We start from the raw sequence: 13,109 nt of genomic DNA, 5'->3' as shown, positions 1-13,109 counted from the left end.
TCGAAGACACAGGCTGGCGGGCAAGTTCTGATTCAGCCTCTCAGGGCCTGAATTCCACCGAAGCGGGTATCCCAGCTTCGCTGGTGCTTGAAATGGAGGACGACGTGCTCGTCCGCCATTCCGTGAAAGAGGGTGTTGTGCCACCAGACGTTGTCGTAGACCTCTCCCTCGGAGAGGACCTCGACGACGCAGTCGATTTGCTGACAACGCGGGCCGCCGATCGCCTGCGGCTCCTCCGTGTTGAACACGTTGAACGAGAGCGTGCACTTCGGCTCGGCCTTGAGGGCGTCGACGAGGGCGCAGTCTTCGGGAACGAGGGACGTGACACTCCCCGGATCGAAGTCGTCACTCGAGACGTAGTAGTCGAGCAGGTACTCCACGCCGACGTCGTAGACCGCTCGGGCGCCGTTCTCGATGTGGCTCTCGTACAGATCTCGAAACTCCCGGGTCTTCGCCGCGCGGAGACGATCGTGCGGAAGCAGACCGCAGACGATGCTGTGCTGGATCACGCCGAGGTGCGCGCCGGGACGCTTGACGGTCACGGTCGGCACCACGCCGATGTGCGGCGCGCCGTTCCGATCGGTCATCGTGAAATGCCGCAGAGTCACCTGCCAGTTCAGGAACTCCTTGGGCAGCGGCGTCGCTTCGGTCGACATGTACGTTTCTCCATTCGGTCCGCTCCCGGGGTGGGAGCGGGCGGGTTCTCAGAAATTCCGGATCGGGTCGCCCGGTCCGAGGATGCGTAGGGTGAGGTCGCCGTCCTCGTCCGAGATCTTCGACTCGACCCGGAAGACGTCGAGCAGGGTCTCCTCAGAGAGGACCTGCGCCGGCGGCCCGACTGCGTAGACGCGCCCGCGGCTCAAGACGGCGACCCGATCGGCGACGTGGGCCGCGTGCTCGAGATCGTGGATCGAGAGAACGATCGTCGTGCCCCGCTCCCGGTTGAGACGGACGAGCAGGTCGAGGAGCTCGAACTGGTGTCGAAGATCCAGGGCCGTGGTCGGCTCGTCGAGCAGGAGCACCCGGGGCTCCTGCGCGATCGCCATCGCAATCCAGGCCCGACGCCGCTCGCCGCCGGAGAGCGTCTCGAGCGGTCGTGTCCGGAAGTCGGCGATCTCGACCGCCTCGAGCGCCTCGGCGACGATCGCCAGGTCCCGGCTTCCGAGGCGGCCGAACGAGCCGACGTGCGGATGGCGACCACACTCCACGAGCGCCTCGACGGTCAGGCCCTCGGGCGTCGTCGGATCCTGCGGCAGACGCGCGACGCGACGCGCGAGACGGCGTCGGGCGTAGTTCGAGAGCGGCTCGCCTTCGACTTCGATCTCTCCCCGTCGGGGATCGAGGTCGCGACCGAGTGCGCGGATCAGCGTCGATTTGCCGGAGCCGTTCGGCCCGACCAACGCCAGGATCTCTCCCTCCCGGATCTTGAGGGATGCATCCCGCAGTACGTCGCGGTCGACGCCCGGATGACGGACGTGGAGTCGCTTCGCTTCGATCGCGATGGCCGGCTCGCGGCTCTCGACGGCGGCAGCACTCACGGCAGCTTCTTCCAGAGCAGGTAGAGGAAATAGGGCCCACCGACCATCGAGAGCAGCGCACCGACGGGCAGCTCGAGGGGCGAGAGCGCGGTCCGTGCGATGAGATCCGCGAAGATCACCAGCGCGGCCCCGCCGAGCGCGGTCGCGGGCAGGAGCGCCTTGTGTTCCGGACCCACGAGCAGCCGGATCGCGTTCGGCACGACGAGGCCGACGAACCCGATCAGGCCCGCGGCGCTCACGGCCGCTGCGGTCAGGAGCGCGGCGACGACCGCTGCGCCGAGGCGGGCCTGGACCACCGGCACGCCGACGCCGCTGGCCGCGCTGTCGTCCAGGAGGAGCAGGTTCAGCGTGCGCTGATAGGCGACGACGGCGACCAGACCGACGACTGTGGGAAGGATCATGCGCTGTACGTCGGTCCAGCCGAGCCCGTTCAACGAGCCAACCACGTAGGCGGTGAAGGCCGGCGCGCGATCGGCGTAGATGTACGTCATCAGGGAGATGACGGCGAAGAGCAGCGCTTGCAGCGCGACGCCGGAGAGCACGATCCGGAGCGCGCCAGTCTGTCCATCCTTCGTCGCGGCGAGACCCAGCAGCACGACGATCGTCGCGACGGCACCCACGAAGCCGGCCCACGGCACGAGGTCGCCCTGCCCCGGTAGGAACAAGATCACGGCAAGCGCGCCCACGCCGGCTCCGGCCGTCACCCCGAGGATCCCGGGATCGGCGAGCGGATTCCGGACCGTCGTCTGGAGCAGTGCCCCGGCCAGCGCGAGGTCGAGACCGACGAGCGCGCCGCAGGCGACGCGGGGTAGACGCACGTCCCAGATCACGCCGTGGAAGGGATGATCGGCGTCGAGGATCGAGGCGGGCAGCTGGAGCATCGACAGATCGACGGCGCCCTGGGCGGTCGCGAGGGCCCCCGCCACGAGGAGTGCGATGCCCGTCACGACGGTCCACGCCATCGGCTGCTCGAAGAGCAGCTCGGCGCGAGAGCGGACCTGCCAGACCAGCGCGTTCACTGAGCGCCCACCCCCTGCGTCTCGGTCCCGAGCCGGACGAGTTCCTTCGCCGCCTCGGTCAGCGCCAGACCCGGGTTCGCACTGAAGAGCATCGGATCGAGCACGTGCACGCCGAGCCGAGCCTTCGCGAGCCCGGCCCAGGGTCCGCCGCGCTCGACGCGGCGATCGAGCTCGGCGCGGATCTGGGTGGGGTTGCCGTGCGCGATCAGGAGCACGAGGTCGGGGCGGGCGATCGCCATGATCTCGTCGGAGACCGGGACGAGGCCCGGGAATCGCTCGTTCCCGCCGTCGGACACCGTGGCCTCGAAGCCCACGCTCTTCGCGAGATCGCCGAGCCAGGCCCGATCGGTCATCACGTAGAACGTGCCCGGTGACCCGAAGAGGGTCAGGATCTTCGGCTTCCCGTCCACCGAGAGTCTCGCGATCTCGTCGCGGGCCGCGTCGATCTTCTCGTCGAGCGCCGCGCTGCCGCCGATCGCTTCGGAGACCCGTGAGAGGGCCTCGAGCGTCGAATCCACGCCCGACGTCTCGAGCATCAACAGCTTCGCCCCCGAACCCGAGAGCGCCGAGGCGAACCGGGCATGGACACTCGCGTCGCCGATCACGACGTCCGGTCGCGCTTCGGCGAGCTTCTCCATGTTGGGACCGTGCGGATTGCCTAGATCGATCACGCCCTCGGCGAGGGGTGAGTGGACGCTTCGCCGAACGCTCGCCACGACCACCGCGCGGTCGGACGCGATCCGCACGGCGTCCTCGACGAAGGGGAGGAGCGTCGCCACGCGCAGGCGTTCGGCGGGCGCGTCTGCGAGCGCGGCGATCGGCGCGGCGAGACATCCGACGGCCACGGAGAGGGCCAGAGCAAGGCAGCGGCGTCGACGAATGGTTCGGAAGGAGCTCACGAGCTCTCCTCGGCACCCACCGCGAGACCGGATTCGAGCTCGGCGTGGGCGGCCTGGAAGACGTCGATCACTGCCGGGTCGAACTCTTCGTTCGGCGGGCGATAGACGTAGATGCGAAGAAAGGGTGCGTCGTCCTGTGTCTCGTGAAGCGAGAAGAAGAGGACCCGCCGGCCCGAGCGCGCGTGGGTCGTGTCGTGCGACTGGAGGAAGCCGAGGCGCGCGTGGGCGAAATGCCAGTGGAAATCGGGCGTGACCATGTTGATCGAGCCGCCCTGGACGTCGTAGGGACCCGCCTCGCAGATCGCCTCGAAGACGCTCGGGCCGCAGACGGAGATCACGCGCAGGCGCCCGAGCTTCTGGAGAAGGTCGAAGAAACGTGTCGCGGTCCAGTCGTGGGGGGCCGACTCGGCCATCTCGGGGTCTCCAGGCGGAGCCGACCCTCGGGCGGGCGGGCTCCTTCAGGTTTTCGAATGGCTGGGGTGGTGTCCCCGCGCGTCGTGAATGCGATGGCCGGGCGGAGGGTGGGCGAGCCGGCCTGACCGGCGTCTCTCCCCGGAAGGGTGTCTCCGGCGAGGCGCATTGAACCATATTGAAAATGAATTTCAAGTTCTTTAGAATGCCGTTCGCTCGATTTCGAGCCCCAAGCAGGCCCGCCGCGGGCCGCCAGGACCGACCTCGGCTCACCCCCACAGGGAACCGATCCGGAAAACCCCCTTGATTCGCGCTCGCGTGGCCTTCTACATGGCCTTCTTCACCGCCCTCAGCTTGCTCGCCCCCCTGTCCTCGCACGCCGACGAGGAGCCGGAACGGGATCGCTCGGACTCGGGTGAGATCCTGGAAGCCGAGACCATCTTCGTGACCGACTCGGTGATCCGACCGGCCGAGCTCTACCAGGACACGCCGGTCGAGACCGAAGTCCTGACCGAGGAGGACATCGCCGACCTTCCTGCGACCACCCCGATCGAAGCCCTCGACGCGATCCCGGGCATCCGTATCCAGGCGCGGGTCCAGGGCCAGCAGGGTGCAGTCTCGATCGACGGCCTGCCGCCGGAGTACACGGAGCTGCTGGTGAATGGCCAGCGCTATTCCGGTGAGAACCAGGAAGCGGCCGACCTCGGCGACCTCCTCTTCTTCGACCTCGAGAAGATCGAGATCCTCCGCGGACCGCAGGCGCTCCGCTACACGGCCCGGGCCGGCGGCGGCGTGATCAACTTCGTGACCAAGCCGCCGCCGACCGACGGCTGGCGGGTCGGTGCCACCTTCGCGGGTGGCGACCAGCGCCGGATGCGCATGGGCGGGAGCGGCGCGTATGGCGGGCCGAACTGGGGCGCGAGCGTGATCGCCGACTACAACCGCTTCGGCGGCTTCCGCGATCCCTTCCCCGGCAGCACGGACCCGCAAGATGGAATTCAGCTGACTTTCGGAGAGGGCTCTTTCCAGAAGAAGACCGACGTCTACACGACGATCGCGGGCCGACCGAGTGAGAACTCCGAGCTCGTCGCCCGATTCGGCTACGTGAAGCGAAACGAAGGCTTCGCGATCGACGACGGCGAGATCGACTCGCGGGCCGAGCAGGAGCGATTCCTCGCCAACGTCGAAACGAAGGTCGCCGTGAGCGACGCGACCGAGCTCTACGCAAAGGTCACGATCTTCCACTGGACGCTCGACACGACGACGGGTCGCGAGTTCGAGCTGCGGGACGACAGCGAGCGCGTCCAGCTGGGCGCGAGCACCTACGTCGAGTGGGGAGACACGACGCACCTGATCGAGGTCGGCGCCGACCTGTTGGCGAACGGGATCAACCTCGACGAGGGCCCGGTCCCCGACACGATCGAGAACCCCGATTTCATGATCGAGGACGTCGCCCGTCGATACGGTCAGGCGGGCTTCTTCATCGTGACCGAGTCGGAGTTCACCGAAAACTTCTCGATCGAGGGCGGGCTCCGCTACGAGATGAACTCGCAGTTCAAGCCGGAGCTGCTCCCGCAGATGGCGATTCTCTACACGCCATACAGGTTCGACGCGGAACGCGCGATCAAGCTTCGAGTCTCCGCGGGGCGCGCCGCGCTCTACCCCTCGCTTCGGGACCTCTACCAACCGCCCGTGCCCCAGGGCGGCGGCAGCTACTTCCTCGCCGGAAACTCGAGCTTGAAGCAGGAGACGACCTGGGCCGTGCGCGCGAGCGTCGAAGCCAATCCGAAGCGCTGGATCTCCGGAACGGTTTCGGGGTTCTTCAACGAAGTCGACGACAGCATCCGATCGTCCTTCCAGGGGCGACAGGTCATCGTCCGGGAGGCGTTCCGCGCCGCGGACCCGATTCAGTGCGCGCTCTTCGGCGTGCGCTGTACCGACGAGATCGTGCCGATCCGGAGGAACGTCTTCGAGCGGAGCAACCTCGACCGGCTGCGCACCTGGGGCGCCGAGGCCCGCGTCGAGATCCGACCGTGGGAATGGGTCGAGCTGAACCTCGGCTACACGTGGCTCCAGACCGACATCAAGTCGGACACGCTGATTCTCGACGAGCTCCCGAACTCCCCTCGCCACATCGCGAACGGCAAGCTGATCCTTCGCGCGAAGAAGATCGGGACGAGCCTCACGGTCCGCGCGAGCTGGCGGGACCGCGCTTTCGTCGAGGGCACGGGTACGGGCCTGCCGAGCTTCACCACGACCGACAAGTCGCGCGACTCGTTCGATTGCGACGCTCGGATCAACCAGGACCTCGAGCCGCTCCTGGGGGCGGACATCCGACTCTTCTTCCAGGGCAACAACCTGAACGACAACCGCGTCGTGGACTCCTACCGGGTCCGCGGGCGCTCCTTCGTCGGCGGCGTGGAGGCGCGCTGGCCCTAGCCAGTCCCTCGACCGTCGCATCGCACCCAATCGCGTCAGCCGCCGCCAGCGCACCCAACGCTCTCCAAGGACATGCCATGATGAATCGCAGAATCGCTCACGCGCTCGCCGCGCTCGTCCTGATCGCGGCCCCTCTCCTCTCGCTCGCCCCGCCCGCGCGGGCCGACGTCATCCCGATCCTCGTCAGCGAGGACACGGCGCCGTACTCCTTCCTGCCGAGCCTGATCCGCTTCAACAACCCATCGGTCTGGGCGCTCCGAGGCGAGGACGAGGAAGGCGGTTCGCAGCACCAGCTCGAGACCTTCCTCTGGTTCGACGTGGACCTGTCGGACATTCCGGCGGGCCACGTCCTCGTGGACGCCGAAGTCCTCGTGACCTGGGACATCGAGAACACGGGCTTCGGAGACCCTTCGACGGACCCCGCCGACCTCAACTGCCATCGGATCACCGAGGATTGGAACCAGACGACGCTCAACTGGATCAACAAGCCCGATTTCGACCCCGCCTTCGACAGCATCACGAACATTACGACCCTCGGCTCGGTCCTCTGCGACGCCTGGCCCGTCGTCTTCGACTGGATCTACAACGGTGCACCGAACTACGGCGTCGCGATCACGAACGACCAGGGACGCGGCTTCGGCATGCACTCGCTCGAGGCGGACCCGTCGATCCCGGACTCGCTGAAGGCCAACCTCATTCTCACGACGGAGGTCCCGGAGCCCGGCCTGGGCACGGGACTCGCGTTCGGCACGCTCGCCCTCTCGGCCGTGCGTCGCCGGCGCCGTTGAAGCGCTTCGAAAGGCTCCGCGAGCCGACCCACGCGGCGACAAAATCCTGTCGCCCCAACCTGGAGAAACCACCGTGGACTGTACGCACGATGGATCCGCGGAAGATCCCGCGGACACGATCAAGCGCGTGCGCGCCGGTGAGATGCTCGGACCGAAGGGCATCCTGCAGATCGAGCACGAAGGCGAGGTGTACACGCTCCGCCTGACGCGAAACAACCGCTTGATCCTGACGAAGTAGACGCCGACCGATGCGCAACGACAGGAACCCCGTCTTCGCGATCGCCCTCGCGATCTCGCTCGTCGCCCACGCGGCGGCGGCGTGGTTCCTGTCGGACCGCACGTCGGTCCGACGCGTCGACTTCGGCGAGGAGAAGGTGGTCGCGGTCCGACTCTTCCAGCCCGCTCCTGCGGTTCCGGAGCCGGCAGCGGCACCTCCGCCGCCTCCGGTCGAGCCCGCTCCCCCGCCGCCCCCGAAGCCCAGGCCCGTCGAAAAGCAGCCCGAGCCCAAGCCCGTTCCGGAGACGGTCCGGGTCGCCGCGGCCGAACCCGTCGAGACCGTGCGTCAGACGCCGACCCTGCCTGACGTGTCGGCGGCGCCGCCTTCGGAACCGGCTCCGATTGCACCCCAGGGCGTCGACCGGGACGAGCGCGCGGAGTACGTCGACTACGCGAGCAACCTCGTCGAGCGACAACAACGCTATCCCCGCCTCGCGCGGAAGCGCAAGATCACCAGTGACGTACTCGTCGAGATCGAGATCGGACCGGACGGCGAAGTCGACGCCATCCGTTCACGCTCCGATGCGCCTCGCGTCCTCCTTCGCGCCACGGAGGAAGCCATTCGTCGCGCCGCCCCGTTCCGACCACCTCCCGGCGGCGCGATCGTCTTCCTTCAGAAGCTCGCCTACGACCTGGAGTACTGAGCACCCGACCACGCCAGATCGCAACGAGGTCGTCTACTCTCTCGGCGTGATGTCCTGGCTCCGCACGCTCGCGAAAAGCGACGAGGACGAGGGCGCCTTCGGGCGCCACGCCGTCCTGTTGGGCTCCCTCATCCTCCTCCTCGTCGCGCTGCCCCTGGTGCAGATCGCGACCGGACGATCTGCGGGATTCCCGCCCATGCTCGCGCTGGTGATGGTCGCCGCCGTCGTCGTGAACAGCCACCAACGCGGCATCTTCCTGGTCGCCATCGGGCTCGGGGGTGCGGCGATCGTCGGCCTCGGGCTCGCCGAGTACACGGATGCGACGACCGTCCGGGTCATCTCGGGGCTGATCGCGCTCGCGCTCCTCGGCCTGACCACCCTGGTCATGTTGAACGGCTTGATCCAGGCCGATCAGGTGTCCCGCGACACGATCGTCGGGGGGATCTGCGTCTATCTGCTGGTGGGCCTGTGCTTCGCCGTGGCGTTCATCCTGCTCGCCCAGCTCGATCCCGATGCCTTCACCTCGGGCGCGCCGCCGATCCCGATGGAAGATCGGTCCCGGCACGCGACCCAGCTGCTCTACTTCAGCTTCGTGACGCTCACGACCCTCGGCTACGGCGACATCGCCCCGCGGAGCGACCTCGCCCAGATGTTCGCCGTCTCGGAGGCGCTGATCGGCCAGCTCTACCTGACGATCTTCGTCGCCCGACTCGTCGCGCTCTACGTCGGCCGGCGGCGGAACGAACCGACCGTCTAGGCCCGTCCTGCTCGCTCCGCGGCGGCGCCCGCGATCGGCCCAGGGCGGGGAGCCTCGCGGTCTCGCGACCGCCGAGCCTCCCGCCCCGCGCTGCTCAGAACTTGAACGTCGTCTGCAGGATGCTCCGCGTGACCGACGCGTTCGGCGACCGGTTCTTCCCCCCGTCGAAGTACGCTGCCTTCCACAGGAAGGAGATGTGCTTGTTCAACTTGTAGCTGGTGACGAGGTTGTACTCCTGGCCCAGGTTGTCTCCACCCTGGTCGTCCCAGAACTGGTGGAACCAGACCTTCGCCGTCCATCCCTTGAAGGGCATCTTCGGCGCGAACGAGACGTAGAAGTCACGCAGTCCCCGCAAGCCGCCGTTGTTCAGGAACACGTCCGCGAAGCCGTTGAACTTGTGCGCCGTGGAGAACGGGGTCACGATCCGCGCGTCGGTATCGCTGCCGAGGTGCTCGTAGCCCGCGGCGAGCGTGCCGATCGGCTTGAACTTGAGCCCTGCTTCGACGTAGGCATAGTGCGCGCCGTACGAGACCTGATTGCGACCCCAGTCCGTCTGGTAGGCATACGAAGCCTGGTAGGGGATCGAAAAGTCGTCGTTGAGCGGAATCGCACCCGTGAAGCGCGCCCCGTAGGTGGCGGAACCGAAGGCCGAGTACGCGGGCGAGTCCGGATCGATCAGGTAGGCGAAAGCGACCGCCTTGAGCGACTCGTTCACCTTATATCCCACGTTGAAGAAGTGGGCGTTCGGGTCGAAGTCGAGCTGACCCGGCGCTCCGACGTCCGCGAAGATCCGGTTCACCTCCCACGCGTAGACGTACTGGAGGACCAGGTCGTCCACGCCGAGACTCGTCTGGAAACGGGCCGCATCGAACGTCTGCTCGTTCTGGCGCCATCCGACGTTCCCGATCCACCGATCGTCATCGAGCTTGATCCGCTGCCGACCACTCTTGAGCTTGCTCCCCGCCCACTCCTTCTTGCCGAACTCGAGCCAGAACCGGTTCACGTCGGTCCGCTCGGGGTCCGCGACCGGCGTCTGCCCGCGCGAGTTCGGCGCCTGGCCATCGAAGTATTCGCTCGAGAAGGGCGAGAACGTATTCACGCCCTCCACCAGGGCGGTGAAGCCCTTGTAGGTCCCGGACTGGACGCCGAAGCGCGTTCGCAGGGTCGCCCCGTGCGAGTGTTCCAGGCCGTTGGCCTTGCCGTATTCCCAGCGTGCGGTCGAATGGATGATGGGCTTGGCGTCGGTGATGACTGCGAGCGCTTCGTCGAGGCTGCTCTTCGGCGGGGACTCCTCGGCGAGCGAGAAGGAGGGGAGATTCACCAGGAGTGATGCCGTCACCGCGAGGCGCAGACCTGCGCGGCAGAGCATCCTTCGGTCAGTCGGGGTTTTCGGTCGCATCCTTTTCCGTTTCAGGTGGTTGGTGGCGGCGGAGCAGGGACGAAGCGAGTGCGGTCTCGCGAGAAGGGCGAGAACGGGTAGCCGAGGAAGGGGCGGACTCACGCAGCGCGCGCTTGGTCTTCCCCCTCGAGGAATCCGATCAGCTCGCCGCGGAGGCGGTAGTAGTCGGGATGCTCGAGGACCTCCGCGCGGTCGCGCGGCCGTCCGAAGGGAACGTCGAGGATCCGGCCCACGCGGGCGCGGGGACCGGACGTCATCATCACCACGCGATCGGCGAGGAAGAGCGCCTCGTCCACGTCGTGGGTGACCATGAGCGCGGTCATTCGATCTTCGGTCCAGATGTCCAGCAGGACCTCCTGGAGTTCGACACGGGTGAGCGAATCGAGCATGCCGAAGGGCTCGTCGAGCAGGAGCATCTTCGGCGAGAGCGCGAACGCGCGGGCGAGGCCGACGCGCTGGCGCATCCCGTTCGAGAGCTCTGCCGGCCGCTTGTCCATCGCGTCGCCGAGCCCGACGAGAACCAGGTGGTAGTCCACGATGTCGCTCCGGGTCTGCTCGTCGACGTGCGAATAGACCTGGTCGACCCCCAGCCGGACGTTCTCCCGAGCAGTCATCCAGGGAAGCAGGCAGGGGGCCTGGAAGACCACGCCACGATCCGGCCCGGGTCCGTCGATCTCGCGCGCATCGAGCACCACGTTGCCATCGGAGATGTCGTTCAAGCCGGCGATCATCTGCAAGACCGTCGACTTGCCGCATCCGGAGTGACCGATGAGCGCGATGAACTCGCCTTCGGCCACTTCGAGCTCGAAGCCTTCGACGACGGGAAGCGGCCCGTCCGGCGTGTCGTAGACCTTCGACAGGGCGATCGTTTCGAGGAATCCAGCCATGTTCGTCGCTACCTCGCCGACGGCAGGCTGCGGGGACGAAGGTCCAGCGGCTTGGCGTCGGGCTTGCGCACCCGCGATCGGCTCGAGCTTCGAGCCGCCTGACGACTCACGGCCATCAGGTAGTGGGTGATCTCGTTTCGGATCTTCTTGAACTGCGGATCATCGTTGACCGCTGTCCGGTCTCGCGGCCGTTCGAGTGGCACGTCGAACGCCGGCCCGAGCGAAGCACGCGGCCCGGGGCGGAGTGGAATGATCCGATCCGCGAGCAGGATCGCTTCGTCCACGTCGTTCGTGATGAGGACGACCGTCTTCCGATCCGCTGCCCAGATCTGTTCGATCTCGGTCTGGAGCGTCGCCCGGGTGAGCGCGTCCAGCGCCGAGAGCGGCTCGTCGAGGAGCAGGATCTTGGGATCCATGGCGAGCCCACGCGCGACGCTCACGCGCTGCCGCATTCCGCCGGACAGCTCCCGCGGATACTTCCAGTGCGCGGCGCCGAGCCCGACCATCTCCACGTAGCTTCGCGCCCGTGCCTCGCGGTCCGCGGCGGACGCGTCCCGGAAGACCGAGTCGACCGCCAATTGGACGTTCTGCATGACCGTGAGCCAGGGCAGCAGCGCGTAGCTCTGGAAGACGACGCCCCGGTCGGGGCCCGGCCCCGTGATCGGCTTGCCGTCGAGCTCGATCTTGCCCTCGTCCGCCTCGACGAGCCCCGCGATCAGGTTGATCAGGGTCGTCTTGCCGCTGCCGGAGAAGCCGACGATCGCGAGGAACTCGCCTTCGCGGACGGAAAGATCGATCTCCGAGAGGACCTCGGTCCGAGAGGCCGCCTCCCCGAACGACTTGCTGACCCCCGAGAGCTCGAGGAAGGGCTGTGCCTGGGGCTGCGGCGCCTCGTTCCTCACGCTGAATCCGATCGAGAGCTGCTGCTCCTCGGTCTCCGTGACCGGGGTCGTCGTGGTCGTCGTCATGCCGACACCGTGCCGTCGAAGCTGACCGAACGCTGGAGGGCGACCATCAGCCGATCGAGCGCGAATCCGATGAGGCCGATCGTGAACACCGCGACCATGATCTGGGCCAACGTCTGAGAGCTGCCGTTCTGGAACATGTCCCAGACGAATTTCCCGAGGCCCGGGTTCTGGGCCAGCATCTCCGCCGCGATCAGCACCATCCAGCCGACGCCAAGAGAGAGTCGCAGCCCGGTGAAGATCAGCGGCAGCGCCGAGGGCACGACGATCTTGAACACCCGCGTCGACCACGGAAGCTTGAGCACCCGCGCCACGTTCAGGTGATCCTGGTCGACCGACGCGACGCCGAGCGCGGTATTCACGAGGGTCGGCCAGAGCGAGCAGAGACTCACCGTCAGCGCCGAGCTGATGAACGATTTCTCGAAGAAGGGATCCTCGGAGGTATAGAGCGCGCTCACCAGGATCATCACGATCGGCAGCCACGCCAGGGGCGAGACCGGCTTGAAGACCTGGATGAGCGGCGCGAAGGCCGCATTCATCGTCGTCGACAGACCGCAGAGGATCCCGATTGGGACCGCCAGGAGTGAAGCGACCAGGAACCCGGCGAACACGGTCTGGAGACTCGTCCAGATCTGGTCGAAATAGGTCGGCTTCCCGGAGTACTTCCGGTCCTTCCAGGTCTTCCCCTTCGCGAGCCACTCCTCCTTCTTCTTCGCCATCCGCTCGTAGAAGGCGACCTCCTTCGCGCGCTCGGCGTAGTGCTCGTCGACCAGCGACTTCGCTTCGGTCCAGACCTGCGTCGGGCCGGGGACCGACCCGATGCTGGTCTCGACCGAGGCGGCCAGCGACGCCCAGAGGACGAGGAAGACCCCGATCGAGAGGAGCGGAACGCCGACCGACTTCATCAGGTCACGCACCTGCGCGGCGGGCTCTTCTCCGGTTGCGAGTCGGATGGCTGGAACGAAGATCTCGAGGCCCAATCCCTCGAGTGTCCGGATCACTCGGGACTTGAGGGCGCCCTTCGGTCGAAGGGCGGGCGCTTCCGTAGACATGGCGTCTCCTGCTTCAAGTGTGGTGGTGGGAGCGA

The 13,109-nt window shown here is 67.1% G+C and carries 12 protein-coding genes and 1 pseudogene; 5 read left to right on the top strand and 8 right to left on the bottom strand.

Annotated elements, in window-relative coordinates:
* Nucleotides 1–32: 32 nt before the first annotated feature.
* Genes NXI30_08265 through NXI30_08245 form a run of 5 tightly spaced genes read right to left on the bottom strand, consistent with a single transcriptional unit; the run spans nt 33 to nt 3,869 of the window.
* Entirely contained in the window at nt 33–656 is a 624-nt protein-coding gene (locus NXI30_08265) for a hypothetical protein (protein ID MCR9094196.1), read from the bottom strand.
* 48 nt (nt 657–704) lie between these two features.
* Nucleotides 705–1,538 carry an ABC transporter ATP-binding protein gene (locus NXI30_08260; protein MCR9094195.1) on the bottom strand — a complete coding sequence of 278 codons (834 nt, stop codon included), beginning with the start codon at nt 1,536–1,538 and terminating at the stop codon, nt 705–707.
* Nucleotides 1,535–2,557 carry an iron ABC transporter permease gene (locus tag NXI30_08255; GenBank protein ID MCR9094194.1) on the bottom strand — a complete coding sequence of 341 codons (1,023 nt, stop codon included), beginning with the start codon at nt 2,555–2,557 and terminating at the stop codon, nt 1,535–1,537. The genes NXI30_08260 and NXI30_08255 overlap by 4 nt, the downstream gene beginning before the upstream one ends.
* Nucleotides 2,554–3,456 carry an ABC transporter substrate-binding protein gene (locus tag NXI30_08250; GenBank protein ID MCR9094193.1) on the bottom strand — a complete coding sequence of 301 codons (903 nt, stop codon included), beginning with the start codon at nt 3,454–3,456 and terminating at the stop codon, nt 2,554–2,556. The genes NXI30_08255 and NXI30_08250 overlap by 4 nt, the downstream gene beginning before the upstream one ends.
* A complete protein-coding gene (locus NXI30_08245; GenBank protein ID MCR9094192.1) occupies nt 3,453–3,869 on the bottom strand; it encodes a hypothetical protein in 417 nt (138 codons plus the stop codon). The genes NXI30_08250 and NXI30_08245 overlap by 4 nt, the downstream gene beginning before the upstream one ends.
* Nucleotides 3,870–4,170: 301 nt before the next feature.
* Here NXI30_08245 and NXI30_08240 point away from each other — a divergent pair, with 301 nt between their 5' ends.
* The 5 genes from NXI30_08240 to NXI30_08220 all read left to right on the top strand — a co-directional run bounded on the left by NXI30_08240 (nt 4,171) and on the right by NXI30_08220 (nt 8,771).
* The gene (locus NXI30_08240) at nt 4,171–6,306 is read left to right on the top strand and encodes a TonB-dependent receptor (protein MCR9094191.1); all 2,136 of its coding nucleotides are present in this window, start codon (nt 4,171–4,173) and stop codon (nt 6,304–6,306) included.
* Nucleotides 6,307–6,383: 77 nt separating this feature from the next.
* Complete coding sequence (locus NXI30_08235) at nt 6,384–7,094, top strand: DNRLRE domain-containing protein (GenBank protein ID MCR9094190.1); 711 nt, start codon at nt 6,384–6,386, stop codon at nt 7,092–7,094.
* Nucleotides 7,095–7,167: 73 nt separating this feature from the next.
* Entirely contained in the window at nt 7,168–7,332 is a 165-nt protein-coding gene (locus NXI30_08230) for a hemin uptake protein HemP (GenBank protein ID MCR9094189.1), read from the top strand.
* A 10-nt stretch (nt 7,333–7,342) separates the two neighbouring features.
* Nucleotides 7,343–8,014, top strand: a complete 672-nt coding sequence (locus tag NXI30_08225; GenBank protein MCR9094188.1) for a TonB family protein — start codon at nt 7,343–7,345, stop codon at nt 8,012–8,014.
* Nucleotides 8,015–8,063: 49 nt separating this feature from the next.
* Complete coding sequence (locus NXI30_08220; protein MCR9094187.1) at nt 8,064–8,771, top strand: potassium channel family protein; 708 nt, start codon at nt 8,064–8,066, stop codon at nt 8,769–8,771.
* Between the two features lie 94 nt (nt 8,772–8,865).
* Here NXI30_08220 and NXI30_08215 read toward each other — a convergent pair whose 3' ends face one another.
* From NXI30_08215 to NXI30_08205, 3 genes and pseudogenes are all read right to left on the bottom strand, one after another.
* Complete coding sequence (locus tag NXI30_08215) at nt 8,866–10,110, bottom strand: alginate export family protein (GenBank protein MCR9094186.1); 1,245 nt, start codon at nt 10,108–10,110, stop codon at nt 8,866–8,868.
* Between the two features lie 158 nt (nt 10,111–10,268).
* Nucleotides 10,269–11,959: pseudogene (locus NXI30_08210) on the bottom strand (nitrate ABC transporter ATP-binding protein).
* A 62-nt stretch (nt 11,960–12,021) separates the two neighbouring features.
* A complete protein-coding gene (locus NXI30_08205; GenBank protein MCR9094185.1) occupies nt 12,022–13,074 on the bottom strand; it encodes an ABC transporter permease in 1,053 nt (350 codons plus the stop codon).
* Between the last annotated feature and the right edge of the window lie 35 nt (nt 13,075–13,109).

Source organism: bacterium (genome assembly GCA_024742285.1).
Lineage (GTDB): Bacteria > Myxococcota_A > UBA9160 > UBA9160 > UBA4427 > UBA4427.
Note: the sequence above shows the minus strand (reverse complement) of the source record. Positions and strands in the feature narration are given on the sequence as shown.

Coding starts and splice junctions, on each gene's coding strand:
- NXI30_08265 (MCR9094196.1), bottom strand. CDS start 656: ATGTCGACCGAAGCGACGCCGCTGCCCAAGGAGTTCCTGAACTGGCAG.
- NXI30_08245 (MCR9094192.1), bottom strand. CDS start 3,869: ATGGCCGAGTCGGCCCCCCACGACTGGACCGCGACACGTTTCTTCGAC.
- NXI30_08235 (MCR9094190.1), top strand. CDS start 6,384: ATGATGAATCGCAGAATCGCTCACGCGCTCGCCGCGCTCGTCCTGATC.
- NXI30_08225 (MCR9094188.1), top strand. CDS start 7,343: ATGCGCAACGACAGGAACCCCGTCTTCGCGATCGCCCTCGCGATCTCG.
- NXI30_08220 (MCR9094187.1), top strand. CDS start 8,064: ATGTCCTGGCTCCGCACGCTCGCGAAAAGCGACGAGGACGAGGGCGCC.
- NXI30_08205 (MCR9094185.1), bottom strand. CDS start 13,074: ATGTCTACGGAAGCGCCCGCCCTTCGACCGAAGGGCGCCCTCAAGTCC.